Source organism: Streptomyces sp. AK02-01A, assembly GCF_033795305.1.
GTDB lineage: Bacteria > Actinomycetota > Actinomycetes > Streptomycetales > Streptomycetaceae > Streptomyces.
Window position 1 is genome coordinate 94,757 of the sequence record NZ_JARBAE010000019.1, and the last position, 21,355, is coordinate 116,111.

Annotated in this window: 3 protein-coding genes; 1 reads left to right on the top strand and 2 read right to left on the bottom strand. The window is 72.6% G+C overall.

The genetic code is table 11. From position 1 onward, the window contains the following. Positions 1-2: 2 nt before the first annotated feature. Both PV679_RS19395 and PV679_RS19400 read right to left on the bottom strand, forming a co-directional pair. Entirely contained in the window at positions 3-1,070 is a 1,068-nt protein-coding gene (locus tag PV679_RS19395) for a FecCD family ABC transporter permease (protein ID WP_319681568.1), read from the bottom strand. Positions 1,071-1,072: 2 nt separating this feature from the next. Further along, positions 1,073-2,098: a FecCD family ABC transporter permease gene (locus PV679_RS19400; RefSeq protein ID WP_319681569.1), complete on the bottom strand. Its 1,026-nt coding sequence runs from the start codon at positions 2,096-2,098 to the stop codon at positions 1,073-1,075. A 173-nt stretch (positions 2,099-2,271) separates the two neighbouring features. On the opposite strand from PV679_RS19400, the gene PV679_RS19405 reads away from it, so the two are divergent. Then, positions 2,272-21,303, top strand: coding sequence for a non-ribosomal peptide synthetase (locus tag PV679_RS19405; RefSeq protein ID WP_319681570.1), 19,032 nt, complete (start codon positions 2,272-2,274; stop codon positions 21,301-21,303). Positions 21,304-21,355 lie beyond the last annotated feature (52 nt).

Genomic DNA, 21,355 nt, shown 5'->3' on the forward strand with positions numbered 1-21,355 from the left:
GTTCAGCCTCCTGAGCCGACGCGGTTGGCACGGACGAGCAGCCAGAGCAGGACCGGAGCGCCGAGGACTCCGGTGACGACACCCACCGGAAGCTCCGTGCCCGGGATCAGCTTCCGGGCGATCAGATCGGCGGAGAGCACGGCGAGCGCCCCGGTCAGCCCGGAGGCCACCGGCGGCGGCCAGGCGGTACCGGCCAGCCGCTTGGCGATCTGCGGCGCGGCGAGCGCCACAAAGGCGACGGGCCCCGCCGCGGCGGTGCCGAAGGCCACCAGACCGACACCGGTGAGCAGAGTGGCCAGCCGGACCCGCTGCACCGGCGTTCCCAGACTCGTCGCGACATCGTCGCCGAGCTGCAAGGTGCGGATCCAGCGGCCGAGCAGGAGCGCGGCGGGCACGAGTACGGCCATCGCCGTGGCCAGCGGACCGACCTGGCCCCAGCCGCGGCCGTTGAGGTTGCCGGTGAGCCAGCCGAGCGCCGCCTGCGCCTCGAACTGCCCGCCGTGCGCCATGAGATAGTCCGTGGCGCTGGTGCAGATCCAGGAGATGCCGATGCCGACCAGCACGATCCGGTAGCCGGTGGTGCCGCGTTTCCACGCCAGCACGTACACCAGCAGCGCGGCGAGCAGCGCTCCGGACAGCCCGAGCAACTGTGTGCTGGGACCGGCGTCCCAGCCGAGGACAATGCCGGCGACGACCGCCGCGCCGGCGCCCTGAGTGATGCCGATCATGTCCGGGCTGGCCAGCGGATTGAGCGTCATGGTCTGGAAGAGCGCGCCCGAGATGCCGAAGGCGATGCCGACGAGCAGCCCGGCCAGCGCCCGTGGCAGCCGCAGTTCCTGGACGATGAGCAGAGTGCCCGGATCGCCGGTGCCGGCCAGCGCCCGCACCACATCGGTGATGCTCAATGGGATGTCGCCGACGGAGATCCCCAGGCAGAAGACGAGGAGCGTCGCGACGGCCAGCGTGACGCAGATGGCGAGCAGCCGGGGCCTGAGCACGCCGGAGACGGGCGGGACGCCGAGCCGGAAGGTGACCCGGCCGGAGGTACGGGCGGAGAGCGGACTGGTCATGTTCACAACTCCGCGAGTCGGCGGCGGCGGACCATCGCGATGAAGAACGGACCGCCGACGAAGGCGACGAGAACGCCGGCCTGGATCTCGATCGGCGGCGCGATGAGGCGCCCGGCGATATCGGCGATGAGCAGCAGAGCGGGAGCGAGCACGGCGGACAGGGGCAGCAGCCACCGGTGGTCGGGTCCGATACCGGCGGCCTGGGTGAGGATCCGCGCGATGTGCGGTACCACCAGCCCGACGAAGACCACGGGTCCGATGACGGCCACCGCGCCACCGGTGAGAAGCGTCACGGCCGCGACGCCCTGGACGCGTATCAGCCCGAGCCGCAGCCCCAGCGAGGACGCCACGTCGTCACCGAGCGCGAGGCTGTTGAGCGCGGGCGTGGTGGCCAGCGCCAGCACGGCGCCGACGGCGAGGAACGGCAGCACCTGGAGCAGAGCGTCAGGGCCCTGGCCGGAGAGCGATCCGGCGCCCCAGAAGCGGTAGCGGTTGAGCGCGTCCGGGTTTGTCAGCGCGATACCGCTGGTCAGCGAGGTCAGCATCGAGGTGATGGCCACTCCGGCCAGCGCGAGCTTGACCGGTGTGACACCGGACCGGCCGAGCCCGCCGAGCACATACGCCAGGACGCTGGCGCCCAGGGCGCCGGCGAAGGCGAACCAGATGTAACCGTAGAGCGAACCGAGTCCGAAGACTCCTACGGACAGTGCGATGGCGAAGGCCGCGCCGGCGCTCACTCCCAGCATGCCGGGATCGGCCAGCGGGTTACGGGTCAGGGCCTGCATGAGCGAGCCGGAGAGCCCGAGGGCCGCGCCCGCCGCCAGACCGAGCGCGGTCCTCGGTATGCGTACGGACCAGATCACGTTCTCGATCCTGGTGTTCGGCGCGTGGCCGAACAGCGTCTCGACGACCTGGCCGAGCGGTATGCGCACGGCGCCCAGCGCGATCGACAGCAGGCACAGAGCGAGAAGAACGGCGCCGGGCAGTACCACGAGGAGCACCGCGCGGGGAGCTCTCGCCCGGGTCACCGAGCTTTCTCCACGTCAATATCCTTAGGTTAGGCAGACCTTAAATGTAGTCCAGGGCCGGCGTGCGGTCTCGAACAGGTGGCCTCTATTGGATTAGGTAACCCTTACCTTAGTATGTCGGCGACTCCGGCTCCACAGAGCCGGGACCGAACTGCTGGGGAGGCGCGGCCACCGTGTCCGGGATCGAAGAAGTTGTGGATTACTGGCGGCACTTGCTCGCACCTCTCTCACCGGAGGCGGTGCTGCCGACCGACCACCCCTATCCACCGGCACCGTCCGGGCGCGGGCCCGTCCGGAGCCGTCGTACGGTCAGGGACACCAGAGGCGCGACGGACCAGGAGCTGACCGCCGCCTACTTCGCGCTGCTGCACCGCTACGGCAACGCACCCGTACTCACCGTCGGCCGTGACACGCTGCTGGTACGCGTCGATCTCGGCGGCGAGCCGTCCTTCGGCGAGTTGGTGCGGCGGGTGACCGAGGCCCTGGACGGCGCGCGGGCGCACCGGTTGCCGCCGGCCGTCCTGGCCGGTGAACTGAACCCGGACCCGACGCGCGGTGGCGGGCTGTTCTTCAACACGGCCTTCAACACGGCCTTCAACACGGCCCGTGGCACGGCCCCGGACTCCGCCGCCGGCCAGGAGACCGGCTCCCTCGATCTGGCGCTGGAAGTGGCGTCCGACGGCATACGCGCGACGTACTGCCCGGACCTCTTCGAGGAAGCGACCGTCGACCGGCTGCTCGGCCACTACGAGACCCTGCTGGCGGACGGACTGGCCCGTCCCGGCGTGCCGGTGGGCGCGCTGGAACTGACGGACCCGGAAGAGAACCACCGGTTGCTCGTCGAATGGAACGCGACCGGTCACACCGTGCCGCTCGCCACCTGGCCCGCCATGTTCGCCGAGCGGGTCGGACAGCGTCCCGACGCGGTCGCGCTCGTCTTCGGAGACGAGCGACTCACCTATGCCGAACTGGACGAGCGGGCCAACCGCCTCGCCCACACCCTGATCGCCCGGGGCGCCGGCCCCGAGCGGGTGGTGGCCCTCGCGCTGCCCCGCTCCGCCGAGATGATCGTCGCCGAGGTCGCCGTGCTGAAGTCCGGCGCCGCCTATCTGCCGGTCGACCCCGACTATCCGGCCGACCGGATCGCGTACATGCTGGCCGACGCCGATCCGGTCTGCCTCGTCACCACGTCGGACACCACGGACGGCGTTCCGTCGCGGGACGACATGGCCCGGATCGTGCTCGACCTGCCGGAGACCGCCGCCGAACTGGCCGGCCGGCCCGCCCACGACCCCACCGACGCCGACCGCGGTGCGCCGCTCACCGTCCTGAACGCCGCGTACGTCATCTACACATCCGGCTCCACCGGCCGGCCCAAGGGCGTCGTCCTCTCCCACACCGGCGTCGCCAAGCTCGTCGCCACCCAGAGCGAGCGCTTCGGTATCGGCCCGCACAGCCGCGTTCTGCAGTTCGCCTCGCCCAGTTTCGACGTGGCCTTCTGGGACCTCTGCCTCGGTCTGCTCTCCGGTGGCCGTCTGGTCGTCGTCCCGGCCGAGCTGCGGGTGCCCGGCGCGCCGCTCGCGGACTACGCCAACGCCCATGGCATCACCTTCATGATCCTGCCACCGGCGCTGCTCGCGGCCATGCCCGACGATGTCCTGCTTCCGCCCACCGCCACCTTGCTGGCGGGAACCGAGCGTGTCTCGCCCGAGCTGGTGGGACGCTACGCGCGCGGCCGGATGATGTTCAACGCGTACGGCCCGACGGAGGCGACCACCAACTCCACTCTGGGACTGTGCGATCCCGCGACCCCGGCCGGCGCGATCGTCCCCATCGGTGTTCCCGACCCCGGCACCCGCGCCCATGTCCTCGACGCACGGCTGAAGCCGGTGCCCGCCGGTGTGCCCGGTGAGCTGTACCTCGGCGGCGACGGCCTGGCCCGTGGCTACCTCGGCCGGCCCGGCCTCACCGCCGAGCGGTTTGTCGCCGATCCCTTCGGCGCGCCGGGCGAGCGGCTCTACCGCACCGGCGACCTGGTGCGCTGGAAGGCCGACGGGCGGCTGGAGTTCCTCGGCCGCGCCGACACCCAGATCAAGATCCGCGGCTTCCGGGTGGAACCCGGCGAGATCGAGTCCGTACTGCGCCGCCATCCCGCCGTCGGGCAGGTCGCGGTGGTCGCGCGCGAGGACCGGCCCGGCGACCGCAGGCTCGCCGCGTATGTCGTTCCCTCGCTCGACACCGAGCCCGGCCAGGACGAGACCGAGCGGGTCGAGGAGTGGAAGGACCTGCACGAACTGCTCTACAGCGCCGCCGGATCCGAAGGTTTCCAGGAGAACTTCGCGGGCTGGAACAGCATGTACGACGGCCGGCCCATCCCCGTCGAGGAGATGCGCGAGTGGCGCGACGCCACGGTCGACCGCATCCGCGGCCTCGGCGGCCGGCGCGTCCTGGAGATCGGTGTCGGCAGCGGACTCATCCTCTCCCGGGTCGCGCCCGACAGCGACGCCTACTGGGGCACGGACGTCTCGCACGAGGCGGTACGGGCGCTGCGCGCGCAGGTGGACGCCGTGCCGCGACTGGCCGGCCGTGTCGAGCTGCGCGCCCAGCCCGCCCACGACATCGACGGCCTGCCCGAAGGATTCTTCGACACCGTCGTCATCAACTCCGTCGCCCAGTACTTCCCGAGCGCCGACTACCTCGCCGATGTGCTGCGCAAGGTCTCAGGACTGCTCGCTCCCGGCGGCAGCGTCTTCGTCGGCGACCTGCGCAATCTGCGGCTGCTGCGCTGTCTGCGCGCCGCCGTGGAGACCGGCCGGGCCGCCCTCGACCACGAGAGGGCCGACAAGAGCGCGCTGCGCGCCGCCGTCGAGCGGTCCGTGAGCTGGGAGGGCGAACTGCTGCTCGATCCCGACTTCTTCGCGGCGCTCGGAGACTTCGACGCCGACGTGCTCGTCAAGCGCGCCACGTACCACAACGAGCTCAGCCGCTACCGCTACGACGTGGTGCTCCGCGAGACCACGCCGACGCCGCGGGACGGCGCCGGATCCACGGCGCCGGGCCGCCGGGACACACCGGCGGCTCCGGACGAGCGCGAAGCACGCTGGTCCGGCCTCGGCGGACTCACCGAGCTGGCGGACCAGCTCGCCGGACGGCCCGCACGGCTGCGGGTCACCGGTGTGCCCAACGCCCGTCTCACCGACGACCTCGGCGCGCTGCGGGCCCTGGAGGACAGCAGCAGCCCCGACCTCGGCGGAGTCGACCCCGAGGACTTCCACCGCCTCGGCGCCGAACACGGCTACCGCGTCGCCGTCACCTGGAACGGCCACGCCGACGACGGCGCCCTCGACGTCGTGTTCTCCGCGGGCGAAGGACCGGCCGCCGCACCGTACCGGCCGGGCCGGGTGTTCCCGTACGCCAACCGGCCCGCGCCCTTCCGTGACATCACGACGCTGATGAAGACCCTCCGGGCACACGCCGACGAGTGGCTGCCGGAATACATGGTGCCGTCGGCCTTCGTGCCCGTGGACCGGCTGCCGGTCACGCCCAGCGGCAAGCTCGACGAGAGGGCGCTTCCCGCACCCGACTACGGAGCGCTCAGCTCCGGCCGGGCTCCGCGTGACCGGCGTGAGGAACTGCTCTGCGGCCTGTACGCCGGAGTGCTCGGCCTGCGGTCCGTCACCATCGACGACGACTTCCTCGCCCTCGGCGGCGACAGCATCAGCGCGATCCAACTGCTGGTCCGGGCCCGCAGGGCCGGGATCCGGCTCACTCCGCGCGATGTCTTCCGGCACCGCACGGTCGCCGCGCTCGCGTCCGTCGCCGTGGACGGCGCCGAGGCCGTCACCACGACGGGCGACACTCCGCTCGTCGAGGTCACGGCGGACGAACTCGCCGAGATCCAGGGCACGGACCCGCTGACAGCCGAGGAACTGCTGCCGCTCAGCCCGCTCCAGGAAGGTTTCTTCTTCCATGCCCTCGTCGGCGGTCAGGACGGCGACGCCTATGTGGTCCAGCAGGTCATCGAGCTGACGGGACCGGTCGACGGCGAAGCGCTGCGGCGCGCCGCGCAGGCCCTGCTCGACCGGCACGCCCCGCTGCGCGCGGCCTTCCGGCAGCGGCCGGACGGACGGCCCGTGCAGATCATCACCGGCCCGACGGCACTGCCCTGGCGCGAGGTCGACCTGTCCGCGCGGGACGAGTCCGCACGGGGCCCGATGGCCGAGGCCGTCGCCGCCGAGGAGCGCGCCCGCCGCTTCGACCTGGCCAGGCCGCCACTGCTGCGCTGCGCGTTCGTACGGCTCGGATCCGAGCGCGCCGTCCTCGTGCTGACGTTCCATCACATCGTCGCGGACGGCTGGTCGTTGCCCGTACTGCACCGCGAGCTGATGGCCCTGTACGGAGGACAGACCGCGCCGCTGCCGGAGGTCGCTCCGTACCGCGCCCATCTGCGGCATCTGTCCGGGCTGGACCGCCAGGCCGCCCGCGCGGCCTGGCGGACCGCGCTCGCCGGTCTCGACGAACCGACCCGGCTGGCCGGGCCGCCGTCAGAGGGCGCGCCTGTGCCCGAGCAGATCCGTGTCGAACTCTCCGAGCGGACCACCGCCCGGCTCAGCGCCAGGGCGCGCGAGCACGGTGTCACCCTCGGCACGGTCGTCCAGGCCGCCTGGGGTCTGCTGCTCGGACGGCTGACCGGCCGCGAGGACGTGGTGTTCGGTACCACGGTCTCCGGGCGTGACAGCGAGGTCGACGGCATCGAGTCCATGGTCGGCCTGTTCATCAACACCCTGCCGACCCGTTTCCGCTGGACCCCGGCCGATCCGCTCTCGGCGCTGCTCGGCCGCCTCCAGGACGAGCAGGCCCAGCTCCTCAGCCACCAGCATCTCGGCCTGGCTGAGATCCAGCGGATCGCCGGACTCGCGGGCAGCGGCGAACTCTTCGACACACTCCTCGTGTTCGAGAACTACCCGGCGGACACGGACCTGCGCGACGCCACTGGCACGGTCCGGATCTCCGGACATGAATTCCACGACGCGGTCCACTATCCGCTGGCCCTGATCGTCAAGCCGGGCCGACGGCTCGACCTGCGTCTGAAGCACCACGCCGACCGGCTGGACGGCACGGCCGTACGCGCGGTCGCCGACCGTCTCACCCGGATCCTGGAAGCACTGGCCGACGACCCCGCGCTGCCGGCCGCCCGGATCGAGCTGCTGTCGCCGCCGGAGCTGGCGCAGGCCCGGCTCGCCGGTTCCGTGCGCGAGGTCGCCGGGACCACGCTCGCCGCCGCGTTCGAGGACCGGGTGGCCCGTACGCCGGACGCCACGGCCGTGGTCTTCGGCGACGAGCGCCTCACCTACGCGGAGCTCGACGCCCGCGCGGAGTCCCTGGCCGCGCGGCTGCGCGACCGTGGAGCAGGCCCCGAGCGGATCGTCGCGGTCGCCGTGCCGCGCTCGGCGGAGCTGATGACCGCACTGCTCGGCGTCCTCAAGTCCGGCGCCGCCTACCTCCCGGTCGACATGGACTATCCGGCCGACCGGGTGACCCATATGCTCACCGACTCCGGCGCCGCCATCGTGGTCACCACCGCGGAGACCGTCCCGCGACTGCCCGCCGTGGCGGGCCTCACCACACTGGTCCTCGGCGCCGGGGAAACAGCCGAGGAGACAACCGCCGCCGGGCAGCGGGCCGAGGCGCGGACCCGCCGCGCACCGCACCCCGACGACCCGGCGTATCTGATCTACACCTCAGGCTCCACCGGCCTGCCCAAGGGTGTCCTCGTCACCCACCGCGCCATCGTCAACAGGCTGGCATGGATGCAGGACGAGTACGGCCTGACGGCCGGCGACCGCGTGCTCCAGAAGACACCCGCCAGCTTCGACGTATCCGTCTGGGAGTTCTTCTGGCCGCTCACCGAGGGCGCCGCCGTCGTCCTCGCCAAGCCCGACGGGCACCGGGACCCGTCCTATCTCGCCGCGCTCGTCCGCGAACAGCGCGTCACCACCATGCACTTCGTGCCGTCCATGCTCGAAGCCTTCCTGGCGGCCGAGGAGGTCACCGCCGATCCGGGCTGGGCCGCGACCCTGCGCCACGTCTTCAGCAGCGGCGAGGCCCTGACCGGCTCAGCGGCGGCCCGCTGGCAGGCGCTCACCGGTGTGCCGCCGCACAATCTGTACGGTCCCACCGAGGCCGCGGTCGATGTCACGCACCACACGTACGACGGAGAGTCCGGCGCCACCGTGCCCATCGGACGGCCGGTGTGGAACACGGAACTCCGCGTGCTCGACGGCTGCCTGCGGCCCGTCCCCGCCGGGACACCCGGCGAGCTGTACCTGGCCGGCGTCCAGTTGGCCCGTGGATACCACGCCCGCCCGTCACTGACCGCGGAACGGTTCACTGCCGACCCGTACGGCCCGGCCGGCAGCCGTATGTACCGCACCGGCGATCTGGTGCGGCGCCGCGCCGACGGCGTGATCGAGTACCTGGGCCGTACGGACCGGCAGATCAAGCTGCGCGGCAACCGGATCGAACTCGGCGAGATCGAGGCCGCGCTGGTGCGTGAACCGTCCGTCGCGCAGGCGGCCGTCACGGTACGGGACAACGCGCTGGTGGCGTATGTCGTGCCCGCGAAGGACGCGCGGCCCGACGCCGCCACGCTCCGGGCCGCGCTCGACGAGGGCCTGCCCGCGCCCATGGTGCCCGCCGCCTATGTCGTCCTCGACGCCCTGCCGCTCACACCCAGCGGCAAACTGGACCGGAACGCGCTCCCCGCGCCGCAGGCCGTACGCGCCACCGCCCGGGCCCCGCGCGACGCACGCGAACAGACGATGACCGAGATCTTCGCGGCCGTGCTGAAGCTGGCGGACGTCTCCGTCGACGACGACTTCTTCCTGCTCGGCGGCGACAGCATCAGCTCCATCGGCGTCTCCAGCCGCGCCCGCCGCGCCGGACTCGGCCTGAGCCCACGCGACATCTTCGAGCACCGCAGCCCCGCCGCGCTCGCCGCCGTCGCGACCACGCACCAGGAGCGCGAGCCGGGGGACGCCGGGACCTCCTCCTTCCGGCTCACCGCCGAGGAGACGGCCCGGGTGGAACGGCTCGTCCCCGGCGAGGTCGAGGACATCTGGCCCCTCGCGCCGCTCCAGGAAGGCCTGTTCTTCCACTCCACGTACGACGACAGCGCACTGGACGTCTACACCGTCCATGAGTCCTTCGACTTCGCCACCCGCGTCGACGCCGGCCGGCTGCGCGCCGCCGCGCGGGCGCTGCTCGCCCGCAATCCCAGCCTGCGCGCCGGATTCACCAGCGAAGGACTGCACCGGCCCGTCCAGTTCATCGTCCGCGACCCGGAGATCCCGCTCGACGAGGTCGACCTGTCCGGCCTGCCGGACGACGAACAGGACGACCGGCTGCGGGCGCTGATGGACGCCGAACGTACCCGCCGGTTCGATCTCGCCCGGCCGCTGCTCTTCCGGATGCTGCTGGTCCGCCTCGGCCGGGAGCGGGGCGACCGGCTGGTCATCGGCCGCCACCTCATCCTCTGGGACGGCTGGTCGGCCTGGCTCTTCCTCGACCAGCTCTTCGGCCTGTACGAGAGCGGCGGAGACCCGGCGGGACTGCCGCGTCCCGGCTCGTACCGCGGCTACCTCGACTGGCTGGACCGTCAGGACACCGAGCAGGCCACCGGCGCCTGGCGGGTCGCGCTCAGCGGTCTCGACGAGCCCACGCTGCTCGTGCCGACGGCCGCCGACCGGGGCCTCGAACCCGTCATCCCGGAAAGCCTCGACATCGCACTCCCGGCCGCGGCGAGCGAGCGGCTGCGCGACACCGCGCGCCGGCACGGCCTGACCCTCAACACGGTGCTCAACGCCGCCTGGGGGCTGGCCCTGGCGAGCGCGACCGGCCGCACCGACGTGGTCTTCGGCACCACCGTGGCAGGACGGCCGAGCGAGGTGCCCGACGTCGAGAACGTCATCGGCATGTTCCTCAACACCGTGCCCGCGCGCATCGACTTCGACCCGGCCGAGCCGGTCCTGGCCCTGCTCCGCCGGATCCAGGCGGAACGTCTGGAACTGATGCCGCACGAATACCTCGGGCTCGGAGTCCTCCAGGCCGAGACCGGCCACCGCCGGCTCTTCGACACCCTCTTCGTGCTGCGCAACGCCGACACCGAGGACCGGCTCGCCGAGCTGCGCGACCGGCACGGCGCCACGGCCGTCGCCAACGTCGACGCCACGCACTACCCGGTCAACCTGGTCGTCACGCCCGGCCGCCAGGTGCGTGTCACTCTCGCCTACCGTCCCGATCTGATCACCGGGGAATACGCCGAAGGACTGCTGGCCCGCTTCACTCTGCTGCTGGACCGGCTGACCGACGACCCGGCCGCCCTCGTCGGCGGTCTCGATCCGATGCTGCCCGCCGAACGCGGCGCTCTGGCACAGGAGTACGCGGCGAGCCGCGAGCCCGTGCCCGACGAGACCGTCGCCGACATGCTGGCGGCCCAGGCCTCCCGTACGCCGGACGCGACCGCGATCGTCTTCGGCGCGCAGACGCTCACCTACGCCGAGCTCGACGCCCGCTGCGACCGTCTGGCCCGGCTGCTGCTGGCGCGCGGCGCGGGTCCTGAGCGCGTCGTGGCGCTCGGGCTGCCGCGCTCCGTCGACATGGTCGTGGCGCTCTTCGCGGTCCTGCGCACCGGCGCCGCCTATCTGCCACTGGAGCTGGACTATCCGGCCGACCGCCTCGCGCTGATGCTGGCGGACGCCCGGCCGCTGCTGCTGGTGTCGACGGCCGAGGTGTCGACGACTCTGCGCGGCGAGGTCCCGCGCGTCCTGCTGGACGACCCTGAGGTCGTCGCGGAACTGGCCGGGCTGCCGGCCGAGCCGGTCGACGTCCGGTTCAGCCTGGAACACCCGGCGTATGTCATCTACACCTCCGGTTCCACCGGCCGTCCCAAGGGAGTCGTCACTCCCTACCGCGGTCTGACCAATATGCGGCTCAACCACCAGAGGGAGATCTTCGCTCCCGCCATAGCCTCCGCCGGCGGCCGCCGGCTGCGCGTCGCGCACACCGTGTCCTTCGCCTTCGACATGTCCTGGGAAGAGCTGCTCTGGCTCGTCGAGGGCCATGAAGTCCACATCTGCGACGAGGAGTTGCGCCGGGACGCCGAAGCGCTGGTGGCGTACTGCGAGAACCACCGCATCGACGTCGTCAACGTCACGCCGACCTACGCCCATCTGCTCATCGAGGAAGGACTGCTCGAAGGCCACCGTCCGCCACTGGTCCTGCTCGGCGGCGAAGCGGTCACCGAGACCGTCTGGAACCGGCTGCGTGACACCGAGGGCACCTACGGCTACAACCTCTACGGGCCCACCGAGTACACCATCAACACCCTCGGCGGCGGCACGGACGACAGCCCGACACCGACCGTGGGCCGCCCGATCCGCGCCACCCGGGCACACATCCTGGACGCGTGGCTGCGTCCCGTCCCCGACGGCGTCCCCGGCGAGCTCTACATCTCCGGCACCGGCCTCGCACGCGGCTATCTCGACCGGCCCGGCCTCACCGCCGAGCGGTTCGTCGCCGACCCGTTCGGAGAGCCCGGCGAGCGCATGTACCGCACCGGCGACCTCGTACGGCGGCGCGAGGACGGCAACCTCGACTTCCTCGGCCGTACCGACGACCAGGTCAAGGTGCGTGGATACCGCGTCGAACTCGGCGAGATCGAGAACGCGCTCGTCCAGCACCCGGAGATCTCCCAGGCCGCCGTGCTGGCCCGGGAAGACCCGAGGGCGCCCGGCACCCGCCGCCTGATCGGTTATGTCGTCCCGGCCGAACTCACCGACGCCGCGCGGGCGGCGGCCGAGCGCGACCAGATCGGCGAGTGGCAGGAGATCTACTCCGCCGAGTACACCGAGATCAGCACCGCCGTCTTCACCGAGGACTTCGCGGGCTGGGACAGCTCGTACGACGGCACGCCCATCCCGCTGGAGCACATGCGCGAGTGGCGGGCCGCGACCGTCGAACGCATCCGCGAGCTGCGGCCGCGCCGCATCCTGGAGATCGGCGTCGGCTCCGGCCTGCTGCTCTCCCAACTGGCCCCGGACGCCGAGGCCTACTGGGCCACCGACTTCGCGGAGCCCGTCATCCGCAAGATCGGTGAGGATCTGCGGCGCGCTCCGGAGCTGGCGGCCAAGGTCGAGCTGCGTGCCCGGCCCGCCCACGACCTCGCCGGACTTCCCGAAGGATTCTTCGACACCGTCGTCATCAACTCCGTCATCCAGTACTTCCCGAGCGCCGGCTATCTGACCGACGTCATCAACGGAGCGATGGACCTGCTTGTCCCCGGCGGCGCGCTGTTCGTCGGAGACGTCCGCAACCTGCGCCTGGCCAGGCCCTTCCAGGCCGCCATCCAGCTCGCCAGGGCCGGAGACGGCGCGGACCCGGAGATCGTCCGGCGGGCCGTGGACCGGGGCCTCGCCCTGGAGAAGGAACTCCTCGTCGACCCGGACTACTTCAGCACCCTCGGCTACGGCGTCGATCTCCGCACCAAGACCGGCCGCCACCAGAACGAACTGACCCGCTACCGGTACGACGCCGTGCTCTACCGCGAACCGGCCGACGCGCCGCGCCTCGCCGACGTGCCGGTGCTCGACTGGCCCGGGATCGAGACCGCCGCCGCACACCTGCGCGAGCGGCGCACGGAACGGCTGCGGCTCCGGCGCGTCCCCGACGCCCGTACGGCGCACGAACTGGCCGCCATGCGCGCGCTGGACACCGGCCGCGCACCCGGCGCGGCGCCCTCCGGAGTGGAGCCCGACACGCTGCGCGAGCTGGGAGAGAGCCTCGGCTACCGGGTACTCACCACCTGGTCCGACGAACCCGGCCGCTACGACGCCGTGTTCATCGGTGACGCGCCGCGCTCCGGATTCCGTGTCACGGCGGGCCTCCACCTGCCCGGCGACACCGGCGCGGCTCCGGTCCGCCACGCCAACACGCCGGCGACGACACGCGGCACCGGGACGCTGATCCAGCGCCTGCGCGAGGACCTCGGCCGCCGACTGCCCGACTACATGGTGCCCGCCGCCTTCGTCGTGCTGCCGGGACTGCCGATGAACGACAACGGCAAGCTCGATGTCCGCGCGCTCCCGGAAGCCGAACCGGCCGTCGCCCTCACCAGTGGACGCGGTCCCGAGACGCCCACGGAGGAGACCCTCTGCCGGCTCTTCGCCGAGGTGCTCGGGCTGCCCGGGGCCGGGGCCGAGGACAGCTTCTTCGACCTCGGCGGGCACTCGCTGCTCGCCACCAGGCTGATCAGCCGCGCCCGCACCGAGCTGGGCGCCGAGCTGGCCATCCGGGATCTGTTCGAGGCACCGACACCGGCGCTGCTCGCGCTCAGGGCCGACAGCGGCAGGACCGCACGGCCCGCGCTGGAGACCGCGGCCGTCCGTCCCGAGCGGATTCCGCTCTCGGCGGCGCAGCGGCGGCTGTGGCTGGTCGAGCGGATCAGCGGCGGCGGAGCCGCCTACAACTTCCCGCTGGTCTTCCGGCTGCGCGGCGAACTGGACCTGGAAGCCCTGCGGACCGCGCTGCGCGATGTGGCGGGACGGCACGAGTCCCTGCGCACCCGGTTCCGGGAGCACGACGGCGAGCCGTACCAGTGGATCGTCCCGGCCGGCCAGGCCGATCCGGAGTTCACCGTGGCGGACTGCTCCGAACAGGAGCTGCCGGAGCGTATCGAGGCCGCCAAGCGCCGCCCGTTCGACCTCAGCGCCGAACTCCCGCTGCGTGCGGAGGTGCTGCGGCTCGGCACGGCCGACCATGTGGTGGCCGTGACGCTGCACCACATCACCACCGACGAATGGTCCGACCGGCCCTTCCTCGCCGATCTCGACGCCGCCTACGCGGCGCGCTCGGCGGGCCGGGCGCCGGACTGGACGCCGCTGCCGGTGCAGTACGCGGACTACACGCTCTGGCAGGAGAGGCTGCTGGCGGACGTCGGCGAGCGGCAGGCCGCCTACTGGACCGAGACCCTCGCCGGACTGCCCGAGGACCTGGCACTTCCGCTGGACCGGCCGCGCCCGGCGCGGGTCACCGGCCAGGGCGGCACGGTACGGGTGGAACTCCCGGCCGAGACCGGCGGCGCCCTGCGCGAGCTGTCCGGCGAGCGCGGCGTCAGCATGTTCATGCTGTTCCAGGCCGCGACCGCCACTTTGCTGCACCGGCTCGGCGCGGGTGACGACATCCCGCTGGGCGCGCCCATCGCGGGACGCACCGACGCGGCGGCGGACGACCTGGTCGGTTTCTTCGTCAACACGCTGGTGCTGCGCACCGATCTGTCGGGCGATCCGACCTTCGGTGAACTGCTCGGCCGGGTGCGGGAGGCCGCGCTGGCCGCCTTCGAGCACCAGGACCTGCCCTTCGACCATGTCGTCGAAGCCGTCAATCCCGCGCGTGTGGCGGACCGCAACCCGCTCTTCCAGGTGATGCTCGGCTACCACTACCGGCCGGACGGCGATCCCGACTTGCTGGGGCTGGAGACCGAGTGGTTCGACATGGACACCGGCACGGCCAAGTTCGACCTCGACTTCACCTTTGTCGACCACGGCGCCGGCCGGCCCATCGCCCTGGTCCTGGAGTACGCCAGGGACCTGGCCGACCCGGAAACGGCCGGACTGCTCGCGGAGCGTCTGGTGGCGCTGCTCGAACAGGTGGCCGCCGCACCGGACCAGCCGGTGGGAGCCCTGCGCGTACTCACCGACGCCGAGGCCACAGCGGCCGTGACCACCTGGAACGACACCGACCGGCCGGTCGAACCGCGCGCCGTGCCCGAACTGTTCGCCGACACGGCGCGTGCCCGGCCCGACCAGGTGGCCCTGGTCACCGGCGGCGCCCGGCTGACCTTCGCCGAACTGTCGGCGCGCGCGGACGCCATCGCCGGGCTGCTGCGCCGGCGCGGCGCCGCGCCGGAGACGGTGGTCGGCCTGGCGCTGCCCCGCCACGAGATGGTTCCGGCCATCCTCGGCGTCCTCGCCTCGGGAGCGGCCTATCTGCCGCTCGACCCGGAATACCCGGCGGACCGGCTGGAGTTCATGCTCGCCGACGCGGCGCCGCTGTGCGTGCTCACCACCACCGGCCTCGCGGCGAAACTGCCGAGCGGCGGTCACGAGACGCTGCTGCTGGACGATCCGGCACTCCTCGCGGAGCCGGCCGGTGACCACGCCCGCGTGGCGCCGGCCGCGGCGAGTCCCGCCACGGCCGCTTACATCATCTTCACCTCGGGCTCCACGGGCCTGCCGAAGGGCGTGGTCGGCACCCACCGCGGCCTGAGCAACCTGTTCGCCTCGCACCGCGAGGACCTGATCGGACCGGCCGAGCGGGCGGCGGGAGGCGCCGCACTGCGCGCCGTCCACGCCGCGTCGTTCAGCTTCGACGGCTCCTGGGACCCGCTGCTGTGGCTGCTCGCGGGCCATGAACTGCATGTGGTCGACGAGGCCACCATGACCGACCCGGCGGCGCTGCTCGGTTATCTCGGCGAGGAGCGGATCGACTTCGTCGACCTCACTCCGACCTATCTGCGGGAACTGATCCACCACGGCTTCCTGGATCCCGGCCACCACCGGCCCGGTGTACTCACCGTGGGCGGCGAGGCCACTCCCGCGCCGCTGTGGGAGCGGCTGTGCGCCCTGCCGGACACGGTGGTCCACGACCTGTACGGACCGACCGAGTGCGCCGTGGACGCCTACGGCTGGCACGGCGGTGACCCCGAGTGGGCTGCGCCGGTCGGCAATATCCGTGCCCATGTGCTGGACGGCTCGCTCCGGCCGGTCCCGGTGGGCGTGGCCGGTGAGCTGTACCTCGCGGGCGAGGGCCTCGCCCGTGGCTATCTCAACCGGCCGGGACTGACCGCGCAGCGGTTCACCGCGGACCCGTTCGGTGCTCCGGGCAGCCGGATGTACCGTACCGGCGACCTGGCCCGCCGCAACGCCGACGGGACCCTCCGGTTCCTGGGCCGGGCGGACGATCAGGTGAAGCTGCGCGGCTTCCGTATCGAGCTGGGCGAGATCGAGTCACTGGTGGCCGGGCGTCCGGAGGTGGCGGCCGCCGCCGTCGTCATACGGGAGGACACACCGGGAATCCCACGGCTGGTGGCCTACGTGGTACCGGCGCCCGGACACACACCGGACCCGGCCGCGCTGCGGGCCCACGCCGCGGCCGCGCTGCCGGAGCACATGGTCCCGGCGGCCTTTGTGACGGTGGAGTCGCTGCCGCGCACCATCAGCGGCAAGCTGGACCGGGCCGCTCTGCCGGCGCCGGACTTCTCCGCCGCGCTGTCCGGGAGGCGGCCACGCACGCCGCGTGAGGAGATTCTCTGCGAGCAGTTCGCCGAAGTGCTCGGCGTGGAGCGGGTCGGCGTCGACGACGACTTCTTCGCGCTCGGCGGCCACTCGCTGCTGGCCATGCGCCTGGTCGCCAAGGTCCGCTCCGCGCTCGGCGCGCAGGTGTCGCTGCGCGCGGTGTTCGACGCGCCGACCGTGGCCCGGCTGGTGACCAGGCTGGAGGAGACCGGAGAAGCGAGGCCCGCGCTGGTGTCGCGGCCGCGACCGCGACGGCTGCCGCTCTCCTCGGCCCAGCAGCGGCTCTGGGTGCTCCACCAGGTGGAGGGCCCGAGCGCCACGTACAACATCCCGTCCGTCTGGCGGCTGTCCGGCGCTCTCGACCAGGAGGCGCTGCGCGCCGCCGTGCGTGATCTGGCGGAGCGGCACGAGACGCTGCGCACGGTCTTTCCCGAGGAGGAGGGCCGGGCGTACCAGAAGGTGCTCGATCCGGCCGAGTACGACCTCACGGTCGAGGTCGTGCCCGCCGACGAGGAAAGCCTCGCCGGGCTGCTGGCCGGCGCCGCCGCCCACGGCTTCGCCCTCGACCGCGAACCGCCGCTGCGGGTCAGCGTGTTCCGGCTCGCCGAGGACGAGCACGTACTGATGGTCCTGGTGCACCACATCGCCGGTGACGAGTGGTCGGACCTGCCTCTCACGCGCGATCTGACGACCGCCTACGCCGCGCGCGTGGCGGGCCACGCGCCGGACTGGGCGCCGCTGCCGGTGCAGTACGCCGACTACACGCTGTGGCAGCGGGCCGTCCTGGGCGACGAGAAGGACCTGGACAGCCTGGTGTCCCGGCAGATCGCCTTCTGGCGGCAGGCGCTGGCCGGCCTTCCGGAGGAACTGGCGCTGCCGGCCGACCGGCCGCGCCCGATGGAGAGCAGCTACCGAGGCGGCACCGTCGACCTCTCCCTGGACCCGGAGCTGGCACGGTCCCTGCGTGAGCTGGCGCGCAGCGGTGAGGTCAGCATGTTCATGCTGGTCCAAGCCGCCGTGGCGGCGCTGCTGACCCGGCTGGGCGGCGGCGCCGACATCCCCATCGGCAGTCCCATCGCCGGGCGCGGCGACGAGGCGCTGGAGGACATGGTCGGTTTCTTCCTCAACACGCTGGTGCTGCGGACCGACACCTCGGGCGATCCCTCCTTCCGCGAGCTGCTGGCCCGGGTCAGGGAGACCGATCTCGCCGCCTACGATCACCAGGACGTGCCCTTCGAGCGGCTTGTGGAGGTGCTGAACCCACCGCGCTCGCTCGCCAGGCATCCGCTGTTCCAGGTGATGGTCGTCTATCTCGCCGCCGGTCCCGCGGGCCCGGTACTGACCGGACTGACGGCTCGTCAGGAGGAACTCGGCCAGGACACGGCCAAGTTCGACCTGTCCTTCGACTTCGTGGAGGAGCCGGACAACGGCGGTGTGCACGGCGTCCTGGAGTACAGCACCGATCTGTACGACCGGGCGACGGCGGAGGCGATCGCCGGACGTCTGCGGCGAGTGCTGCGCGCCGTGGCCGCCGATCCGGATCTGCCCATCGGCCGGATCGAGATCCTCGGCGAGGAGGAGCGGCGCCGTGTCCTGCGCGAGTGGAACTCCCGGCCGCTGACGGCCGCGCCGACCACCGTGCCGGCGCTGTTCGAGCACCAGGCACGGCTGTCGCCGGAGGCGCCGGCCGTGGCCTCCGACTCCCTGGAGCTGACGTTCGCCGAACTCGACGCGGAGACCAACCGGCTGGCCCGGCTGCTGGTGGAGCACGGCGCGGGCCCCGAGCGCATCGTCGCCCTCGCGCTGCCGCGTACCGCGCGGACGCTGCTGGCCATCCTCGCGGTGCAGAAGGCGGGCGCCGCCTATCTCCCGATCGATCCCGAGGGACCGGCGGGGCGTACCACCGAGATGCTCGACGACGCCCGGCCGGTACTGATCCTCACCACTCGGGAGCTCGCTCCGCTGCTGCCGGGCTCCGGGGTGCCGGTCCTGCTGACGGACACCGCGCGGACGGCGGACCGGCTCGCCCGGACGGACGCGAGCGCCCTCACCGACAGCGACCGGACGGCCCCGCTGACGCCGCGCCATCCCGCCTATGTGATCTACACCTCCGGTTCCACCGGCAGGCCCAAGGGTGTGGTGATCACCCATGAGACCGTGGGCAATCTCTTCCACAGCCACCGCGAGACGCTGTACGAACCGGCTGTCGCGGCCACGGGCAGGCGCCATCTGCGCGCCGGACACGCCTGGTCGTTCTCCTTCGACGCCTCCTGGCAGCCTCAGTTGTGGCTGCTGGACGGACACTGTGTGCATGTGGTGTCCGAGGAGACCAGGCGCGATCCGGAACTCCTGGCGGCGGCCGTCGTCGAGCACGGCTTCGACTTCCTCGAAGTGACTCCGTCGTTCTTCGCGCAGATGGCCGAGACCGGGCTCGTCCAGGACGGCCGCAGCCCGCTGGCGGTGGTGGGAGTCGGAGGTGAGGCCGTCCCGCAGGCGCTGTGGGAGCGGCTCGGCCGGCTGCGCGGCACCGAGGCGTACAACCTGTACGGGCCGACCGAGTCGACCGTCGACGCCCTGGTGGCCCGAGTACGGGACAGCGAACGCCCGCTGGTCGGCCGTCCGGTGGCGGGCACCCGGGCCTATGTCCTCGACGACCGGCTGCGGCCCGTGCCGCCCGGGGTGACGGGCGAGCTGTATCTGGCGGGCGGCGGACTGGCCCGCGGCTATCTCGGCCACCCGGCACTGACCGCGGAGCGGTTTGTCGCCGACCCGTTCGGAGCGCCCGGCTCGCGCCTGTACCGGACCGGCGACCTGGCGCGCTGGACCGCCGACGGCCGGCTGGACTATCTGGGCCGGGCCGACGACCAGGTCAAGATCCGTGGCTTCCGTATCGAACTCGCCGAGATCGAGACGGCACTGGCCGCCCATCCGGACGCCGGACAGGCGGTGGTGACGGTCCGTCAGGACGGCTCCCGCAAGCAGCTTGTGGGCTATGTCGTGCCGGCTCCCGGCCGTTCGCCCGACGCGGCGCGGCTGCGGGACCATGTGGCCCGGCATCTGCCGGACTACATGGTGCCCGCGGCGGTCGTCCTGCTGGAGCGGCTGCCGGAGCTGGCCAACGGCAAGCTCGACCGCAACGCTCTGCCCGCTCCCGACTTCACCGCGGTCTCGTCGGCCCGCGCGCCCCGGACTCCACTGGAGAAGACCCTCTGCGGTGTCTTCGCCGATGTGCTGGGCCTGGAGCGGGTCGGCGTCGACGACGACTTCTTCACGCTCGGCGGCGACAGCATCGTGGCGATGCAACTGGTCAGCCGGGCGCGGGCGGCGGAGGTACGGATCACGCCTCGCATGGTCTTCAGGCACCGTACGGTGGCGGGGCTGAGCGCCGTCGCGGCGGAAACGGCCGGCGTCCCGGTGACGCCGCGTACACCGGACGACGGCACCGGCACCGTCCCGCTGACGCCGGTCATGCACTGGCTGCGCGAACTCGGCGGCCCGTTCGGCGGCTACCACCAGGCGGCGCTCGTCCAGACACCGGCCGCGCTCGACCGGTCCGGACTGGCCGCCGTGCTGCGGGCGCTGGCCGACCGCCACGACATGCTGCGAGCCCGGCTCGTCCGGACGGATCCCGCCGACTGGACCCTGGAGGTACCGCCGGCCGGTGCGGTGGCCACCGACGCCTGGATCGAACGGGTCGATGTCGCGGGACTGGACGAGGACTCCCTGCGCGAGACGATCGCGGCACGGGCGCGCGCCGCCCGGAGCGAGCTGGACCCGGACACCGGCGCCATGGTCAGGGCGGTGTGGTTCGACGCCGGCGGCCTGCCGGGCCGACTGCTGCTGATGGGCCATCACCTGGTCACCGACGGCGTCTCCTGGCGTGTGCTGCTGCCGGACCTGGCCGCCGCCTGGCAGGACGTGGCGGCCGGACGGCCCGCTGTTCTCGCTCCGGTGGAGACGTCGTTCGCCCGCTGGTCCCGGCTGCTCACCGAGCTGGCGCGAGAACCGGCGCGGGAGGCGGAACTGTCCCTCTGGACCTCGGTGCTCGAAGGCGCCGCGCCGCTGCCGCTGGACCGGCCTCTGGACCCGGCGCGTGACACGGCGGGCACGATGCGGGAACTGGCCCTGCGGCTGCCGGCGGAACGCACCGGACCGCTGCTGTCCGCCGTGCCCGCCTCCTTCGGCGCGACCGTCAACGACGTGCTGCTGGCGGGGCTCGGCCTGGCCGTGGCCGACTGGCGGCGCCGCGACGGAGCGGGCGCGGATGCCGCGGTGCTGGTGGACCTGGAGGGCCACGGCCGCGAGGAGGAACTGGCCGGCGACGCCGATCTGTCCCGTACGGTCGGCTGGTTCACCAGCGTCTTCCCGGTCCGGCTGGAACCGGGCGCGGTCGACCTGGACGACGCTCTCGCCGGCGGTCCCGCCGCCGAGGAGGCGGTGGACCGTGTCCGGAACCATCTGCGGTCCCTGCCGGCGAACGGCGTCGGCTACGGCCTGCTGCGGCATCTCAACCCGCGTACGGCGCCGGTGCTCGCGGCGCTCGACGCGCCGCAGATCGAGTTCAACTATCTGGGCCGCTTCGACATCCCGGAGGCCACCGACTGGTCCTACGCTCCTGAGGAGGATGTCGCGGACATCGGCTCGGAGGAGGCGATGCGGGAGGGTCACGCGCTGAGCATCAACGTCGTGACCGAGGACCGTGCGGACGGCCCTGTCCTGGCCGCCCACTGGTCCTGGCCGGAAGGAGTGCTGTCCCGGGAGGCGGTCCAGGAGCTGGCCGAGACCTGGTTCCGGGCGCTGGAGGCGCTGGTGGACCGGGCCGCGACGAGGGAGCGAGGACACGACGTGCCGTAGCCGGCCGCTGCGGCAGGAGAGACACCCGGTGCCGGGACGACCCGGCACCGGG